Here is a 16,561-nt window from a genome sequence, read left to right as displayed (position 1 = left end):
TTGCTTGATCAAACGTCTGCAAGATGGACAGTCATCCTTCCTGCAGGCGCCTTCACAAGATACCTGCGCATACTTTCAAAGATCCGGGGAAGTGGCCTCAGCGCCGTTCCCGTGTGCTGCGAAGTTTCCTTCGTAGCGAGCCGCCCATTATGCCAGACTTTTTCAGTCCGTCAACACCTTCGTTCGATCATCTCGTTCGGGGTGATGGGCGCCCTGGTGTCGCTCAAGCCCCTTGGTGGCGGCCCCTGCGACGGGGGAGGGAAAGTATGTCCCTGTTCGCTCCATTTGTGAAGGGGGTGTGGCGACTTTTTTCATCGGATGTTGGCACCGTTCATCCGACAGGCGCCCGATGAACGGCGCCACGAGCGGCCGGGCGTGTGCCCGGCGCTCGTCCGACAGGTCTCAGGCCGCGATCAGGCGCACACGGGCGAATGTGCGCTTGCCGACCTGCAGCAGGCCTTCGAAGCCCGGCTGCAGCACCTGCTGACCATCTTCCACGACCTCGCCATCCACCTTGACGGCGCGCTCCTTGAGCTTGCGGTTGGCTTCGGAGTTGCTCGGGGTCAGCCCGGCAGCGGTCAGCAGCGCCGCGATGCGCAGGCCTTCGGCCGGAATCGCCACGTCCTGCAGCGGCAACTGGGTGATGTCGCCCTGTCCGGTCACCGCCGCTTCCCAGCCGGCAATGGCCTGCTCGGCGGCTGCGGCGTCGTGGAAGCGGCTTGCCAGCTCCCGCGCCAGGCGCAGCTTCACCACGCGCGGGTTGAGACCGCCGCTGGCCACCTGCTCCCGCAGCTGCGCGGCCTCGGCCTGGCTGATATCGAAGGACAGCAGTTCGATCCAGCGCCACATCAGGGCATCGTCCACCTTCATGGTCTTGGTGACGATGTCGATGGCCGGCTCGCTGATGCCGATGTAGTTGCCCAGCGACTTGGACATCTTGTTGACACCGTCCAGGCCTTCCAGCAGCGGCATGGTCAGCACCACCTGGGGCTTCTGCCCGTGGTGTTCCTGCAGGCCACGCCCCATCAGCAGGTTGAACTTCTGGTCGGTACCACCCAGTTCGACGTCCGCCTCCAGGGCGACCGAGTCGTAGCCCTGCACCAGCGGGTACAGGAACTCGTGGATGGCGATGGACTGCTGTGCGGCGTAGCGCTTGGCGAAGTCGTCGCGCTCCAGCATGCGTGCCACGGTGTGCTGGCCGGCCAGGCGGATCATGTCGGCCGCCCCCATGCTGCCGAACCACTCCGAATTGAAGCGGACTTCGGTACGGCTGCGGTCCAGCACCTTGAACACCTGTTCCTCGTAGGTGCGGGCATTGGCCAGCACATCCTCGCGGCTGAGCGGCTTGCGGGTCAGGCTCTTGCCCGAAGGGTCGCCGATCATGCCGGTGAAGTCGCCGATCAGGAAGATGACCTGATGACCGAGGTCCTGGAACTGGCGCATCTTGTTCAGCAGCACCGTATGACCCAGATGCAGGTCCGGCGCGGTGGGGTCGAAGCCAGCCTTGATCCGCAGCGGACGGCCTTCCTGCAGGCGCGCACGCAGATCCTCGAGCTTGAGGATCTCGTCGGCACCACGGCCGATCAGGGAAAGGGCTTCTTCAATCGAGGACACGTGACTACTCCCGGCAACGCCGATTCTTGTGTGGGGGTGTTAAAGCCAAGTTAACCCGATTGGCTTCACAAAAGCCAATGGGCACAAGGGTTTGACGCGCTTTTCTCAGGTGTCTATGGTAACCGGCGTTCAGGCCCGCGCTCCCGGGCCAGCCAGGAAAAACCGCCGATGCACAACTCCGAACAAGGGCGCGCACGCAAGCAGCGCTTCCAGGAACGCCTTCACGTCCTGCACGACAACGCCCTGCATCGGAAGCTCAGGCAACATCTTCCCGCCGCCTTCAATGAGCGCTGGACCCGGCGTCACTGGATGCATGCCAGCCTGTTTGCGACCATCGGTGCGCTGGTCGCCACGATCGTCCCCGGTTTCTCGCACACCATCGACGCCCCCTACGCCGACAGCCACACCAGCCTGGCCCTGCCCTTGCCGCCGCTGTCGCTGGCCCGCCAGCAGCAGGTGCCGGGTGACAGCTGGCAGGTCCTGCGCGTACAACGTGGCCAGACCCTCAGCGAGCTGTTCGACCAGGCCGGCATTCCGGCGACCACCCTGCACCGCGTCCTGGACCACCCCGGTGCCCGCGAATCGCTGACGAAGCTGCGCCCGGGCGCCGAGATCGCCTTCGACATGCCGCTGTCCGGCGACCTGCGCAGCATCCGCTTCGACCGCGACGGCGAGAACCGGGTCGAGCTGAGCCTGGCCGGCGACAACATCAAGGAAACCGTGACCAAGCGCGAGACCTCCACGCGCACGGTGGTCACCAGTGGTGAGATCACCAGTTCGCTGTATGCCGCAGCGCGCCGGGCCGGGCTGTCACCCTCGGCGATCGCCACCATGACCGACGACATCTTCAAGTACGACATCGACTTCTCCAAGGACCTGCAGCCGGGCGACCGCTTCAGCGTGGTGATGGATGAGACCTGGCGCGAGGGCGAAAAGGTCGATACCAGCAAGATCCTGGCAGCGACCTTCACCACCGGCGGCAAGACCTATTCGGGCTTCCGCTTCGAACGCAACGGCAAGTCCGAGTACTACGACATCAATGGGCGCTCGCTGAAGAAGAGCTTCATCCGCATGCCGATCCCGTTCGCGCGCCTGAGCTCGACCTTCGGCGCGCGCAAGCACCCGGTGCTGGGCAAGATGCGCATGCACAAGGGCGTGGACTACGCCGCCCGCACCGGCACGCCGATCATGGCGGCCGGCGATGCGCGCGTGCAGTTCGCCGGCGTGCAGCGCGGCTACGGCAATGTGGTGATCCTCGACCACGGTCGTGGCCACACCACCCTGTACGGGCACATGTCGCGCTTTGCGAACATCCGCACCGGCCAGCGCGTGGCGCAGGGCACGGTGATCGGCTATGTCGGCTCGACCGGCCTGGCCACCGGCCCGCACCTGCACTACGAATTCCGCGTCAACGGCGTGCACCGCAACCCGCTGACGGTGACCATGCCGCCGCCGGAGCCGCTCAAGGGCGCCGAGCTGGCCGCCTTCCGCGCCCAGACCGCGCCGGCGATGGCGCGCATCCAGGGCATGGAGAAGCTGATCTACGCCGACGCCAGCCCGGCGCCGACCGGTCGGGACGAGGCGGCCACGGAGGTGGCCAGCGCCAAGGACACGCAGACCCGCGGGCGCAAGCGCGGCTGAGACCTGCGTTGACGAACAAGGACGCGGCAGCCCAAGCTTGCCGCGTCCTTTTTTTTTGCGCGCCATGAGCACACCTGCCGACGCCAACACTCCCCTGTACCTGGGCCTGATGTCAGGCACCAGCGCCGACGGTATCGATGCCGCGCTGGTGCAGTTTCCCGACGAGGGCGGCTGCCGCTTCGTGCATGGCCTGACGGCGCGCTGGGAGCCCCTGCTGCGCGCGCGGCTGGTGGCGCTGGGCGAAGGGGGGCCGCTGGCGTCGCTGGAGGAGCTTGGCGAACTCGACGCGCGGATCGCGATCGCCTTCGCCGAGGCCGCCAACCAGTTGCTGGAGGAATCCGGCGTGGACCGCACCCGGGTGCGGGCAATCGGCTCGCATGGGCAGACCGTGCGCCACCGGCCGCTGGCCGATCCGGCCTTCACCGTGCAGCTGGGTGACGGCAACCGCATCGCCGAGCTGACCGGGATCACCACGGTGTGCGATTTCCGCCGCCGCGACGTGGCTGCCGGCGGTCATGGCGCACCGCTGATGCCGGCCTTCCACCTCGGCATGCTGGGCACGGCCGACGAGGACCGGGCCGTGCTCAACCTGGGCGGCATCGCCAATCTGACCCTGATCCCGCGGGAGGGTGCCGTACGCGGCTTCGACACCGGTCCAGCCAATGCGCTGATGGATGCCTGGTGCCAGCGCCACACCGGGCGCACCTTCGATGCCGAAGGCGCCTATGCCGCCAGCGGTGTGGTGGATGGCCCCCTGCTGGCGGGCTGGCGTGCGGACCCCTGGTTCGACCTGCCCCCGCCGAAGAGTACCGGTCGCGAACAGTTCCATCTGGCGTGGGCGGAGGCGCACATGGGTGAAGGCCAGTACGCCGCTGCCGATGTGCAGGCGACCCTGCTTGAGCTGACCGTGGCGACCGTGGCCGATGCGCTGCTGGCGCAGCAGCCGCAGACACGCCGCCTGCTGGTCTGTGGCGGCGGCGTGCACAACCGGCAGTTGATGAAACGGCTGGCCGAACGGCTGCCGGCGCTGCAGGTGGAATCCAGCGCCGTGCATGGGTTGGACCCGGAGTACGTGGAAGCCATGGGCTTCGCCTGGCTGGCGCAGCGGACGATGGACGGGCTGACGGGGAACCTGCCCAGCGTCACCGGCGCGAAGGGACCGCGGATTCTCGGCGCGATCCATCTGGCCTGAGGTGGCCCCCCCCCCGGGGGGGGGGGGGGGGGGGGGGGGGGGGGGGGCGGCGGCGCCCCCCCCCCGCCCCCCCCCGCGCCCGCCGGGCCCCCCCCCGGCGGTGAGGCATCAGATCAATCGAAGCCCTGCCCGGCCGGCAGCGCCTGCAGCGCGATGATGGCCGCAGCGAGCGCATCGACCTCGGTATCGCCAAAACCGGAGCGGACCTCCAGCTCGCTGCTGAACAACCCTTGTTCCAGCAACGCCGCACAGGTCTGTTCGTGGCTCCAGCCACGGGCAACCGCGACCCGCCGGATGCGTTCCAGCAGCAGCGGGTCCAGGTCCCGCAGCACAACATCAGCCATGCTCACTTCCCCGTTCGCAGGGCACCGCCCCCTCGGCGCGTCGGGGGCGATGATCCCGCAGACCGGGCGGGCAGGCAATCAGGCGGCCGGCGGTGGCCCGCGGTCGACGATGCGCGGCCACAGCCAGACCAGCAGCAGCAGGGTCGGCACCACGGTGACCGAGCTGAGGATGAAGAACGTGCTGTAGGAGGTGGCCTCGACGATGTAGCCCGACACACCGCCGACGAACTTGCCGGGCAGGTTGGCCAGGGAGACCAGCAGCGCATACTGGGTGGCGGTGAAGTTGCGGTCCGTCAACGACGACATGAAGGCGACCAGCACGGTGCCTGCAAAGCCCTGGAACAGGTTGTCGGCACTGAGGGCGGCATAGAACGCCCACAGCTTGCCCGGGTTGTGCGCCATCAGCAGGAAGGCCAGATTGGACAGCGCCACGCCCAGTGCTGCCACCAGCAGCATGCGCCGGAAGCCAAACGCGGCCACCGCGATGCCTCCCAGGAAGGCACCGCCGATGCCCATCCACACCCCGAACAGTTTGGAGACCGTGGCGATGTCGGCCTTGTCGAAGCCGGAATCGAGGTAGAACGGCCCCGCCATCACCCCGATCACCTGGTCAGGGAACTTGAACAGGCCGACAAAGGCCAGCAGCACCAGCGCCAATGCGACGCCGTTGCGGCTGAAGAAACTTGTGATCGGCTGGACGAAGGCTTCGGCGACATCGATGCGGCGCTGCACGGCGGTGGCGGGACGCTCCGGTTCGGCGCACAGCAGCGTGGTGATGATCGGCAGCAGCATCAGGGCGGCCATTGCCAGATACGCGATGACCCAGCCTTCAAACTGGGCCAGATACAGCGCGCCGGCACCGGCCAGGATCAGGCCGATCCGGTAACCCAACGTGTAGGTGGCCGCCAGCGCGGCCTGAGCGGTCTGCGGCGCGATCTCGATACGGTAGGCATCCACGGCCGAATCCTGGGTGGCGCCGGCAAAGGACGCCACCAGCACCCACATCACCAGGGGCCAGACGCCCTGTTCGGGGCGCACGAAGGCCAGCGCGATCAGTCCGACCAGCACCATGACCTGCGATATCAGCAGCCAGGAGCGACGACGGCCGAGCCGGCCCAGCAACGGGAAGGCATACCGATCCAGCAGCGGTGCCCACAGGAACTTGAGCAGGTAGAAGAAACTGGCCAGGCTGATCAGGCCGATGCTGCCCAGGTCCAGCCCCACATCGCGCAGGCGCGTGGACAAGGTCTGCGACGCGATCAGCAGGAACGGCAGGCCACTGCCGAAACCCAGCATGGCCATGGTCAGCGCCGACGGTGTACCGAAGGCGCGCTTGATTCCTGCCCAGCCTTTGTAGCTGACCGGCCTGGCCGCCTCGCTCACAGGTCGTAGTCCACGGTGAACGGGGCGTGGTCGGAGAAGCGCTCTTCGCGGTAGATCGAGCAGCCACGCAGTTTGTCGCGCAGGCCCGGCGTGATGAACTGGTAGTCGATGCGCCATCCCACGTTGTTGGCGCGGGCCGCCCCGCGGTTGCTCCACCAGGTGTAGTCCTCCCCGGTGGGATTGAGCAGGCGATACGCATCGGCCCAGCCACGACCGGCCGCCACGTCGGTGGCCTGGCCATGATCGGCGCACAGCGCGTTGAGCCAGTCGCGCTCTTCGGGCAGACAGCCGGAATTCTTCTGGTTGGACTTCCAGTTCCTGATGTCCAGCGCCGACCGCACGATGTTCCAGTCGCCACACAGCACGTAGTCGCGACCGCTGCGCGCCCACTCCTCCAGGATCGGCCGCAGCCACTCCATCACTTCGAACTTGAATCCCTGGCGCAGGTCGCCGGAGCTGCCGGACGGAATGTAGAAGGACACCACGCTGAGGTTGCCGAAGCGCGCCTCGATATAGCGCCCCTCATCGTCGAACGGCGCCCAGCCCAGCGAGGTGATGACCTGGTCCGGTTCCCGCCTGCTGTAGATCGCCACGCCGCTGTAGCCCTTCTTGGTGATGGCATCGCGGTAGAAGCAATGGTGTCCGTCGGGCCGGAACATCGGGTCGGTCAGCTGGTCTTCCTGGGCCTTGGTCTCCTGGAGGCACAGGACGTCGGCGTCCTGGGCGCGGAACCAGTCGAGGAAGCCTTTGGTCGCGGCGGAACGGATGCCATTGGCGTTGAAACTGATGATGCGCATGCAGGGGATCTACGGCGGGAAACCGGGCAAGCATACCGGTTGGCTGCTGGGCTGCGCAGTCCGGCGGACGCGGCCGGACGGCCCCCCGGAAGAGCGCCGACGAGCGCGGAAGGCCCGGCTGCATTAGGATTTGTGCTCCAAATGAAGATGAATCGAGTTTTGATGAGCGACCACCGTCACCGTTTCCTGCAGCTGGCCCTGACCGCCGACGCCCTGCGCTTCGGCCAGTTCACCCTCAAGTCCGGCCGGCTGAGCCCCTATTTCTTCAACGCCGGTCGCTTCGACTCCGGCTCGCTGCTGTCCCAGCTCGGCGCCTGTTATGCCGATGCCATCGACGCCAGCGGGGTCAAGTACGACGTGGTGTTCGGCCCGGCCTACAAGGGCATTCCGCTGGCCACGGCAATGGCCTGCGAGCTGGCCCAGCGTGGCCGCGACCTGCCGCTGTCGTTCAACCGCAAGGAAGCCAAGGACCATGGCGAAGGCGGCCAGCTGATCGGCGCCGACATGAATGGCAAGCGCGTGCTGATCGTCGATGACGTGATCACTGCGGGTACTGCGATCCGCGAAGCGCTGGCCATCATCCGCGCGGCAGGCGGCACTCCGGCCGGCATTGTGGTCGCTCTGGATCGCCAGGAGATCGCTTCGGAAGCCGATCGCCGCTCCGCGGCGCAGGCAGTGGCCGAGGAAGCCGGCATCCCGGTGATCGCAGTGGCTTCGCTGGGCGACCTGCTTGATTTCGCCTCGGGAAACCCGGAACTTGTCGGCTACCGGCAGCCGCTGGAAGCCTATCGGGCCCAGTACGGCGTCCGCTCCACACGCTGACCGCCAGGGGGAAGGTCGCATGTCCCGAATTCCTGCTGTTCTCTTCGCCGGCCTGCTGCTGGCCCTGCCGTTCACCGTGGCGGGGCAGTCGCGGGGCGGCGACAAGGTCGAGAAGAAGCTGTACTGCTGGAACGAGGGCCAGGAGCGGATCTGCAGCGATGCGCTTCCTGCCGATGCGGTCAACCACGCGCGCGACGAGTTCAATGCCCGCAGTGGGCTGCGCAATGCGCAGGTGCAGCGCGCGCTGACCGACGAAGAACGTGCCGCCGCCAGTACCGCGGCGGCACAGCAGCAGCTGGACCGGATGGCCGAGCAGACCCGCCAGCGCACCGAGCAGGCGATGCTGACCACCTACGGCAGCGAAGACGACCTGCGGCGGGTGTTCGCCGAGCGCCAGGAAGTGCTCGACAACAACCTCAAGACCGCCCAGTACAACGTGGCCAGCCTGCGTGAATCGCTGGTCGCGCTGCTGTCGGCGGCCGGCGACCGCGAGCTGGCGGGCGCCAAGGTGGGCGACCCGCAGGCCGAAGCGATCCGCCAGCGGCACGTACAGCTGCAGTCGCAGCAGCGCCTGCAGTCCGGCTTCCTGCAGCAGCAGCAGGCGTTGAAGGCGGAGATCGAAAGCACCCTGCAGCGCTATCGCGAGCTAAAGGGCCTGGCGCCGGCTGCCCCGGCTGGCTGAAAACGCTCCTGCCGCCGGGCATGGCCCGGCGCTACCCGTGGCCAGGTTACGGCCTGACGCGCGGAATTTATGCAGTCTTTACGCGCCGGCCCGGTCCGCCGGGTAGTGCGTTTACGGGGCGCAGGCCGACCATGACGGCCTGAGGTGGAGGGGTTCCACCAGGACGCAATTCCCATGTCCCCCTGGCTGTCGTTGGTGTGTGGCGTGCTGGTGCTGATCGCCGCCGCCTATCTTCTGTATGTCGTGCTGCGGCCCGAGTCGTTCTGAGCGGAGCCGGCCATGATTGAAATTCTTGTCATTCTTGCTGCCAGCGTCGCGCTGGCATGGCCGCTGGGACTGTACCTGGCGCGCGTGATGCGCGGCACGCCGATGAAGGTCGACGTGCTGTTCCGTTGGATCGAAACGCCGCTGTACAAGGTCTTCGGCGTCGATCCCGCCCGCTCGATGTCCTGGCGTGGCTACGTGCTGGCCTTCCTGCTCAGCAATGGGGTGGTGGCGGTGCTGACCCTGGCGGTGTTCATGACCCAGGCGTGGTTGCCGATGAATCCGGACCAGATCCCGAACATGCGCTGGGACACCGCGCTGCACACGATGATCTCGTTCCTGACCAACACCAACCAGCAGCACTATTCGGGCCAGGCGCAGCTGTCCTACCTCTCGCAGATGACCGGGATCACCGGTCTGCAGGTGGTGACCCCGATGATGGGCCTGGCGCTGGCGGTGGCCACACTGCGCGCGCTGTTCGCGCCGGCGCCGCAGTCGGCCACAGGCAGCGCCGGCGATGACCGCCAGGTCGCAGTGGGCAACTACTACGCCGACGTGGTGCGCCTGTGCGTGCGCGTCCTGTTGCCGCTGTGCCTGCTGTGGACAGTGCTGCTGACCAGCCAGGGCGTGCCGTCGACGCTGGCGGCGGGGCCGCAGGCTACGCCGATCGATGCCTCCGCCGGCATGACGACGCAGAAGCTGCCGCTGGGTCCGGTCGCGGCGATGGTCGCCGCCAAGCAGCTGGGCGCCAATGGCGGCGGCTGGTATGGCCCGAACAGCAGCTTCCCGCTGGAGAATCCGACGCCGGTTTCGAACCTTCTCGAAGTGATCGGCATCCTGCTGGTACCGATGGCGGTGATCTTCATGATCGGGGCATTCACCGGGCGACGTCGCTTCGGCGCGCTGGTGTTCGTCTGCATGCTGGGAATGTCGCTGCTGTCCACCGGCGCCATGGTGTGGAGCGAAGGCCACAGTGCCAGTGCGGCCACGCCCCTGCTGATGGAGGGCAAGGAAGTACGTTTCGGCGCCGACGGCACCGCGTTGTGGGCGGCGGTGACGACGCAGGTGTCCAATGGCTCGGTGAACGGCATGCACGATTCGCTGGCCCCGCTGAGCGGTGGCATTGCCCTGGTCAACATGCTGGTCAGTGCGATCTGGGGTGGCATCGGCTGCGGCCTGCAGCAGTTCATCGTCTACCTGTTGCTGGGCGTGTTCCTGGCGGGGTTGATGACGGGCCGGACGCCGGAACTGTTCGGTCGCAAGCTGGAGACCCCGCAGGTGCGCCTGCTGGCCCTGCTGGTGCTGCTGCAGCCCATCACCCTGCTGGTGTTCACCGCGGTCACTCTGGCCGTGCCCGGCCTGGCCGGCACCTCCAATCCCGGCTTCCACGGCATCAGCCAGGTGTTCTACGAATACGTATCGGCCTACGCCAACAACGGTTCGGGCTTCGAGGGACTGGGTGATGCCACGCCGTGGTGGAACCTGAGCTGCTCGCTGGTGCTGCTGCTGGGTCGCTTTCCGCTGCTGGTGATTCCGCTGGTGGTTGCTGCCCAGCTCGCCGCCAAGCGGCAGGCACCGGAATCAGCGGGCAGCCTGCAGATCGAAACCCCGACGTTCGCCCTGACCCTGGTGTCGGTGATCGTCATCCTGACCGTGCTGCAGTTCATGCCGGCGCTGGTGCTTGGCCCGATCGCCGACCACCTGAGCCTGGGACTGCATTGAGGACACCCCCATGAGTAGCCACACAACCTCAACCCGTAACCCGCTTGCGTCACGCCCTGCCCTGCTCGATGCGGCCGGCCTGCGCCGCGCACTGGTCGACGCCGTACGCAAGCTTTCACCGATGCATCTGGTGCGCAGCCCGGTGATGGCGGTGGTGATGGCCGGCACGATCGTCGCCGCGACCATCACCCTGACCGGCAACGCTCCACTGGGCTTCGGCCTGGCGGTGACCGCGATCCTGCTGGTCACCGTATTGTTCGGCAACTTCGCCGAGGCCGTCGCCGAAGCACGCGGGCGGGGCCAGGCCGCATCGTTGCGCCGTGCCCGCCAGGACCTGGTGGCGCGCCGACTGGCCGCCCCGCAGCCAGGAGTCGCAGAAACGCAGGTGCCGGCCGCCGAACTGCGCCCGGGCGACCACGTCATCGTCAGTGCCGGCGAGCTGGTGCCAGCCGATGGCGAGATCGTGCAGGGCCTGGCCACCATCAACGAAGCGGCGGTAACCGGCGAATCGGCACCGGTGCTGCGCGAAGCGGGTACCGATCGCTCCGGCGTGATCGGCGGTACCAAGGTGCTGTCCGACCAGATCGTCGTGCGTGTGACCGCCGAGCCGGGCCACAGCTTCCTGGACCGGATGATCGCGCTGGTGGAAGGCGCCAACCGGCAGAAGACACCGAACGAGGTCGCCCTGACCCTGCTGCTGGCGGCGATGACGCTGACCTTCCTGGTGGTGGTGGCGACATTGCCGGCCATCGGCGCCCATGTCGGCGTCCAGGTCGATCCACTGCTGCTGATCGCACTGCTGGTCTGCCTGATCCCGACCACCATCGGCGGATTGCTGCCGGCCATCGGCATCGCCGGCATGAACCGCGCCCTGGCGGCCAACGTGCTGGCCAAGTCGGGCAAGGCGGTGGAAGTGGCCGGCGACGTCGATGTGCTGCTGCTGGACAAGACCGGCACCATCACCTACGGCGACCGCCAGGCCAGCCACTTCCATGCGTTGGCCGGGATCGACGCCAGCCAGCTGCGCGACGCGGCCCTGTTGTCCTCGCTGGCCGACCCGACCCCGGAAGGCAAGTCGATCGTGCGCCTGGCACGCGAGCAGGGGTGCACCACCGCCGAGCCGGAGCAGGCCGTCTACCTGGCCTTCAGTGCGCAGACCCGCATGTCCGGCGTTGACCTTGCCCATGGCCGGCAGATCCGCAAGGGTGCGCTGGATGCGATCCGCAACCATGTGCAGGCGCAGGGAGGCGTGGTGCCGGCCGAGCTGGGCGGGCGCGTCGAACAGGTCGCCCGCAACGGCGCCACGCCGCTGGTGGTGGCGGAAGGTCGCCATGTGCTGGGCGTGATCGAACTGTCGGACGTGGTCAAGCACGGCATGCGCGAGAAGTTCGCACAGCTGCGGGCGATGGGCATCCGGACGGTGATGATCACCGGTGACAACCCGCTGACCGCGGCCGCCATCGCTGCCGAAGCCGGCGTCGACGACTACATCGCCGAAGCCCGGCCCGAGGACAAGCTGGCACGCATCCGCCAGGAACAGGCCGGGGGCCGTCTGGTGGCGATGGTCGGCGATGGCACCAACGATGCGCCGGCGCTGGCCCAGGCCGACATCGGGCTGGCCATGAACTCCGGCACGCAGGCCGCCAAGGAAGCCGGCAACATGGTCGACCTGGATTCGGATCCGGCCAAGCTGCTGGCGGTGGTGGAAGTAGGCAAGCAGCAGCTGATCACCCGCGGCGCGCTGACCACCTTCTCGCTGGCCAACGATGTCTCCAAGTACTTCGCGATCCTGCCGGCGCTGTTCGCCGCGGCGGTACCTGCGATGGCGGCGCTGAACGTGATGCAGCTGTCGAGTCCGCGCAACGCGGTGCTGGCCGCGCTGATCTTCAACGCCCTGGTGATTCCCGCTCTGATTCCGCTGGCTCTGCGGGGCGTGCGCTTCCGCCCGGCCACGGCCACCGCGCTTCTGCGCCGGAACATGCTGGTGTACGGCCTGGGTGGCGTGCTGCTGCCGTTCGCGGCGATCAAGGCGATCGACCTCCTTCTTGTCCTGGTATCCGGCTCATGAACCGCTCTGCTTCCACTTCTTCTTCCCTTCCGCGCGAAGCAAAGGCCGCATCCCGCATGGCCCGCCTGCAGGACGACGCCAGCTGGCGCCCGGCGATCGGCCTGGGTGTGGCGACCCTGCTGCTGGCCGGTGCGGTCTACGCCGGCATCGCCACCGGTTTTGCCGGCCTGGCTTACCCGATGCAGGCCGAAGGCAGCCTGCTGCGCGATGGCAGCGGCCAGGTGCGTGCGTCGGCGTGGCTGGCGCAGCCGTTCGCTGGCGATGGCTACTTCCAGGCGCGGCCATCGGCCGCCAACTATGACCCGATGGCGGCGGCCGGCTCCAACCTGGCACGCAGCAACCCTGCGTTGACCGAGCGCGTCGCCGCAAGCACGGCTGCGGTCGCAGCGCGCGAAGGCGTCGCACCGGACCAGGTGCCGGCAGACCTCGTCACCCAATCCGGCGGCGGGCTCGATCCGCAGCTGACGCCGGCGGCGGCGCAGCTGCAGGTGGCCCGCGTGGCGCGTGCCCGGGGCCTGCCGGTGGAACGTGTGCAGGCGCTGCTGCAGGCCCACACCGAGGGACGCCAATGGGGTCTGTTCGGCCAGCCGCGGGTGAACGTGGTGACGCTGAACTTCGCGCTGGACCACGCAGCCGCCAGGCCGTGATGCGATCGTGCACCCGCTGCGCGCACAATGGCCGCCATGACTGACCTGCGAACCCGCCAGGCCGACGCCCTGGTGGAAGGCCTGCAACGCGAAGCCGGTGGCAAGCTGACGGTATTCCTCGGCGCGGCGCCGGGCGTGGGCAAGACCTACACGATGCTCAACCGCGCGCAGGAACAGCTGCGCCGCGGGGTCGACCTGGTGGTGGGGCTGGTGGAGACGCATGGCCGTGCCGATACCCAGGCGTTGCTGGAAGGACTGCCACGGCTGCCGCTGAAGGACGTGGCCTACCACGGCCACGCCCTGCAGGAAATGGACCTGGATGCCGTGCTGGCGCGGCGCCCGGCGCTGGTGCTGGTCGACGAACTGGCACATCGCAATGCACCGGGCAGCCGCCACGAGCGACGCTGGCAGGATGTCATGGAGCTGCTGGATGCGGGCATCGATGTCTGGACCACGGTCAACATCCAGCACCTGGAAAGCCTCAACGACGTAGTGATGCGCATCACCGGGGTGCGCGTCAGCGAAACCGTGCCGGACGGTGTGCTCGACCGCCTGCACGACATCGTGCTGGTGGACCTGCCGCCACGCGAACTGATCGCCCGCCTGCAGCAGGGCAAGGTGTACGTGCCGGAGCAGGCGGCACAGGCACTGCAGGCGTTCTTCTCGCCGGCCAACCTGACCGCACTGCGCGAGCTGGCCATGCAGGAAGCCGCTGATCGTGTCGACAGCAGCCTGCGCGAGACCCGTGCCGCACGCGGCGAGGGCAACCTGCCGCTGCGCCGCGGCGTACTGGTGGCGATCGATGGTGGCGGGCAGAGCGAGTATCTGGTGCGGGTCGCGCGCCGCATTGCCGAACGGCGCGATGCGCCGTGGACGGTGGTGACGGTGCAGGGACGACGCCAGGACGAAGCGACCCGACGCGAGATCGACGCGGCGTTCGCGCTGGCACGTCGCCTGGGCGGCGATGCCGAACTGCTGCATGGCTCCAGCATCGCCGATGCCCTGCTCGACCACGCCGCGCACAACGGTGTCTCGACCCTGGTGCTGGGCCGCACCCGCGAGCGGCCGCTGGCACGGATGTTCAACCGCACCCTGACCCAGCAGCTGATCCAGCGCGGTGCGCACTACGAGATCACCATCATCAGCACGCCGCAGGCACGTGCGCGTTCACGCCGCGAAGGCCTGTTGCCGCCGGCGCGCGGCATCAACCACGAACCACTGCAGGCCCTGCTCGCCACCGCGCTGGCCTGCCTGGTCGCGTGGCTGGTTGAACGCTGGGTGGGCATGGCCGACCTGTCGATGGTGTTCATCGTGGCGGTCGTGCTGGTCGCAGCCCGCACCCGCGCCAGCGTGGCGGTCATGGCCGCGATCCTGTGCTTCCTCGCCTACAACTTCCTGTTCATCGCACCACGCTTCACCTTCGCCATCGGCGCACGCCAAGGCGTGATCACCGTGTTCCTGTTCCTGGCAGCGGCACTGGTGGCCGGGCGCCTGGCATCACGGCTGCGCATGCAGGTGATCGCCCTGCGGGCCGCCAACCGGCATGCGCGCGCGCGGCAGCAGCTGGGGCGACAGCTGGCCAGCGCTGCCGGCGATGGCGAGGTGGCACTGGCCGGCCGCCATGCGCTGGAGCAGGCAATGGACGTGCCGGCATGGCTGCGGATCGGCGTGGACACCACCGCCGGCGGCCGCACCCTGCCCGGCGACACCGACCTGGCTGCCGCCGACTGGGCGCTGCGCCACGGCCAGCCCAGCGGGCGTTTCACCGATACGCTGGCCGGCGCGCAATGGTGGTTCCTGCCCCTGCTTGATGGCGAGGACCGTGCAATCGGCGTGGCCGGCCTGTATCTGCCAGGTGCACGCCTGCTGCCCGAGCAGCGCCAGCTGGCCGAAGCGATGGTGGACGACATTGCCCAGGCGGCATTGCGCACGCGGCTGGTGGCCGAGCTGGAGCGGGCGCACGTCAGCAACGAGACCGAGCGCCTGCGCTCTGCTCTGTTGTCTTCGGTATCGCACGATCTGCGCTCGCCGCTGGCGGCGATGATCGGATCGGCCGACAGCCTGGCCAGCTATGGCACGGCGATGGACGTGGCTGACCGCCGCGCGCTGCTGGACACCATCCTGGTCGAAGGCGAACGGCTGGACCGCTACATCCAGAACCTGCTGGACATGACCCGGCTGGGCCACGAAGGCCTGAAGATCAACCGCGACTGGATCGGGGTGGACGAGTTGATCGGGTCGGCCGCGCGACGGCTGCAGCGCTACCAGCCCAACGTGAGGCTGGAACTGGATATCCCGCCGACCCTGGCGCCGATCTGGGTGCATCCGGCGCTGGTCGAGCAGGCGGTATTCAATGTCATGGAGAATGCGGCCAAGTTCTCCCCCGCCGATGCCGCGGTACAGGTGCAGGCGCGCGAACTGGACGGCCAACTGCGCATCGACGTGATCGATGCCGGTCCCGGCATCCCCGACGAAGAGCGGGCACGCATCTTCGACATGTTCTACAGCGTCGAGCGTGGCGACCGTGGCCGCCATGGTACCGGTCTGGGCCTGACCATCTGCCAGGGAATGATCGGCGCGCATGGCGGCAGCGTGCAGGCGCTGCCGGGACGTGACCGTCGCGGTACCCTGATCCGCATCACCCTGCCCCTGCTCAAGCCAGCCTCCCACGATGAGCCCGACCCCGATTGATGCGAGCGTACCGGCCCCGCGCGTGCTGGTGATCGATGACGAGACCCAGATCCGCCGTTTCCTGGATATCAGCCTGCGGGCGCAGGGCTATCAGGTCAGGCAGGCCGCGACCGGCCAGGAGGGCCTGCAGCTGGCTGCCAGCGAGGATATGGACCTGGTGATCCTGGATATCGGCCTGCCGGACATGGAGGGCCACCAGGTGCTGGAGCAGCTGCGGCAATGGAGCCAGGTCCCGGTCATCATGCTGACCGTACGTGCCGGAGAAGCGGAAAAGGTGCGGGCGCTGGACAACGGTGCCAACGACTATGTGACCAAGCCCTTCGGCACGCAGGAACTGATGGCGCGGGTGCGCGCGCTGTTGCGGACACGCAGCGTGCCGACCGATGGCACGCCTCCGGTATTCGACGACGGCCATCTGCATGTGGACCTGGTGCGCCGGGAAGTGGCGATCGCGGGCGAACCGGTGGCGCTGACCCGCAAGGAGTACGCGCTGCTGTCGCTGCTGCTGCGCAATGCCGGCCGGGTGGTCACCCAGCCGCAGATCCTGCAGGAGATCTGGGGACCCACCCACCAGCACGACACGCACTACCTGCGCATCCTGGTGGGCAAGCTGCGGCACAAGCTGGGCGATTCGGCGCTGGATTCACGCTACCTGTTCACCGAACCTGGCGTCGGATTGCGGTTCAAGGGGTGA

14 protein-coding genes are annotated in these 16,561 nt (G+C 67.9%); 10 read left to right on the top strand and 4 right to left on the bottom strand.

The window, feature by feature from the left end; all coding sequences use genetic code 11:
* Window positions 1-402: 402 nt before the first annotated feature.
* Window positions 403-1,614: a tyrosine--tRNA ligase gene (tyrS, locus tag ACVOME_RS10905; RefSeq protein WP_262100889.1), complete on the bottom strand. Its 1,212-nt coding sequence runs from the start codon at window positions 1,612-1,614 to the stop codon at window positions 403-405.
* A gap of 168 nt (window positions 1,615-1,782) precedes the next feature.
* Between tyrS and ACVOME_RS10900 the strand changes: the two genes are divergently transcribed.
* Together ACVOME_RS10900 and ACVOME_RS10895 are read left to right on the top strand one after the other, a co-directional pair.
* Window positions 1,783-3,255 carry a M23 family metallopeptidase gene (locus tag ACVOME_RS10900; RefSeq protein WP_053516486.1) on the top strand — a complete coding sequence of 491 codons (1,473 nt, stop codon included), beginning with the start codon at window positions 1,783-1,785 and terminating at the stop codon, window positions 3,253-3,255.
* 64 nt (window positions 3,256-3,319) lie between these two features.
* Window positions 3,320-4,447 (top strand): anhydro-N-acetylmuramic acid kinase, encoded by a 1,128-nt coding sequence (locus ACVOME_RS10895; protein ID WP_481505084.1) that lies wholly within the window; start codon window positions 3,320-3,322, stop codon window positions 4,445-4,447.
* Between the two features lie 113 nt (window positions 4,448-4,560).
* On the opposite strand, the gene ACVOME_RS10890 is transcribed toward ACVOME_RS10895, so the two are convergent.
* The 3 genes from ACVOME_RS10890 to ACVOME_RS10880 form a co-directional block, all read right to left on the bottom strand.
* Window positions 4,561-4,791, bottom strand: a complete 231-nt coding sequence (locus ACVOME_RS10890) for a hypothetical protein (RefSeq protein WP_053516488.1) — start codon at window positions 4,789-4,791, stop codon at window positions 4,561-4,563.
* Window positions 4,792-4,869: 78 nt separating this feature from the next.
* Window positions 4,870-6,174, bottom strand: a complete 1,305-nt coding sequence (locus tag ACVOME_RS10885; protein ID WP_065181996.1) for an AmpG family muropeptide MFS transporter — start codon at window positions 6,172-6,174, stop codon at window positions 4,870-4,872.
* The gene (locus tag ACVOME_RS10880; RefSeq protein ID WP_053516492.1) at window positions 6,171-6,971 is read right to left on the bottom strand and encodes an exodeoxyribonuclease III; all 801 of its coding nucleotides are present in this window, start codon (window positions 6,969-6,971) and stop codon (window positions 6,171-6,173) included. Before ACVOME_RS10880 ends, ACVOME_RS10885 begins: the two co-directional genes overlap by 4 nt.
* A 162-nt stretch (window positions 6,972-7,133) precedes the next feature.
* Between ACVOME_RS10880 and pyrE the strand changes: the two genes are divergently transcribed.
* The 8 genes from pyrE (at window position 7,134) to ACVOME_RS10840 (ending at window position 16,561) form a co-directional block, all read left to right on the top strand.
* The gene (pyrE, locus tag ACVOME_RS10875; RefSeq protein WP_065174233.1) at window positions 7,134-7,793 is read left to right on the top strand and encodes an orotate phosphoribosyltransferase; all 660 of its coding nucleotides are present in this window, start codon (window positions 7,134-7,136) and stop codon (window positions 7,791-7,793) included.
* A gap of 19 nt (window positions 7,794-7,812) precedes the next feature.
* On the top strand, window positions 7,813-8,475 hold the full coding sequence (locus tag ACVOME_RS10870; protein WP_065174232.1) for a hypothetical protein: 663 nt from the start codon (window positions 7,813-7,815) through the stop codon (window positions 8,473-8,475).
* Between the two features lie 174 nt (window positions 8,476-8,649).
* Complete coding sequence (locus ACVOME_RS10865) at window positions 8,650-8,742, top strand: potassium-transporting ATPase subunit F (RefSeq protein WP_053516498.1); 93 nt, start codon at window positions 8,650-8,652, stop codon at window positions 8,740-8,742.
* Window positions 8,743-8,754: 12 nt separating this feature from the next.
* The gene (gene kdpA, locus ACVOME_RS10860; RefSeq protein ID WP_481505083.1) at window positions 8,755-10,461 is read left to right on the top strand and encodes a potassium-transporting ATPase subunit KdpA; all 1,707 of its coding nucleotides are present in this window, start codon (window positions 8,755-8,757) and stop codon (window positions 10,459-10,461) included.
* Between the two features lie 10 nt (window positions 10,462-10,471).
* Window positions 10,472-12,529, top strand: a complete 2,058-nt coding sequence (gene kdpB / locus ACVOME_RS10855; protein WP_481505082.1) for a potassium-transporting ATPase subunit KdpB — start codon at window positions 10,472-10,474, stop codon at window positions 12,527-12,529.
* Window positions 12,526-13,176 carry a potassium-transporting ATPase subunit KdpC gene (gene kdpC, locus ACVOME_RS10850; RefSeq protein ID WP_111186476.1) on the top strand — a complete coding sequence of 217 codons (651 nt, stop codon included), beginning with the start codon at window positions 12,526-12,528 and terminating at the stop codon, window positions 13,174-13,176. The genes kdpB and kdpC overlap by 4 nt, the downstream gene beginning before the upstream one ends.
* A gap of 36 nt (window positions 13,177-13,212) precedes the next feature.
* Window positions 13,213-15,867, top strand: a complete 2,655-nt coding sequence (locus ACVOME_RS10845; protein ID WP_481505081.1) for an ATP-binding protein — start codon at window positions 13,213-13,215, stop codon at window positions 15,865-15,867.
* Window positions 15,848-16,561, top strand: coding sequence for a response regulator transcription factor (locus ACVOME_RS10840; protein ID WP_053516504.1), 714 nt, complete (start codon window positions 15,848-15,850; stop codon window positions 16,559-16,561). Before ACVOME_RS10845 ends, ACVOME_RS10840 begins: the two co-directional genes overlap by 20 nt.

The organism is Stenotrophomonas sp. STEN008, assembly GCF_056760435.1.
Note: the sequence above shows the minus strand (reverse complement) of the source record. Positions and strands in the feature narration are given on the sequence as shown.

Coding starts and splice junctions, on each gene's coding strand:
- ACVOME_RS10900 (WP_053516486.1), top strand. CDS start 1,783: ATGCACAACTCCGAACAAGGGCGCGCACGCAAGCAGCGCTTCCAGGAA.
- ACVOME_RS10895 (WP_481505084.1), top strand. CDS start 3,320: ATGAGCACACCTGCCGACGCCAACACTCCCCTGTACCTGGGCCTGATG.
- ACVOME_RS10890 (WP_053516488.1), bottom strand. CDS start 4,791: ATGGCTGATGTTGTGCTGCGGGACCTGGACCCGCTGCTGCTGGAACGC.
- ACVOME_RS10880 (WP_053516492.1), bottom strand. CDS start 6,971: ATGCGCATCATCAGTTTCAACGCCAATGGCATCCGTTCCGCCGCGACC.
- pyrE (WP_065174233.1), top strand. CDS start 7,134: ATGAGCGACCACCGTCACCGTTTCCTGCAGCTGGCCCTGACCGCCGAC.
- ACVOME_RS10870 (WP_065174232.1), top strand. CDS start 7,813: ATGTCCCGAATTCCTGCTGTTCTCTTCGCCGGCCTGCTGCTGGCCCTG.
- ACVOME_RS10865 (WP_053516498.1), top strand. CDS start 8,650: ATGTCCCCCTGGCTGTCGTTGGTGTGTGGCGTGCTGGTGCTGATCGCC.
- kdpA (WP_481505083.1), top strand. CDS start 8,755: ATGATTGAAATTCTTGTCATTCTTGCTGCCAGCGTCGCGCTGGCATGG.
- kdpB (WP_481505082.1), top strand. CDS start 10,472: ATGAGTAGCCACACAACCTCAACCCGTAACCCGCTTGCGTCACGCCCT.
- kdpC (WP_111186476.1), top strand. CDS start 12,526: ATGAACCGCTCTGCTTCCACTTCTTCTTCCCTTCCGCGCGAAGCAAAG.
- ACVOME_RS10845 (WP_481505081.1), top strand. CDS start 13,213: ATGACTGACCTGCGAACCCGCCAGGCCGACGCCCTGGTGGAAGGCCTG.
- ACVOME_RS10840 (WP_053516504.1), top strand. CDS start 15,848: ATGAGCCCGACCCCGATTGATGCGAGCGTACCGGCCCCGCGCGTGCTG.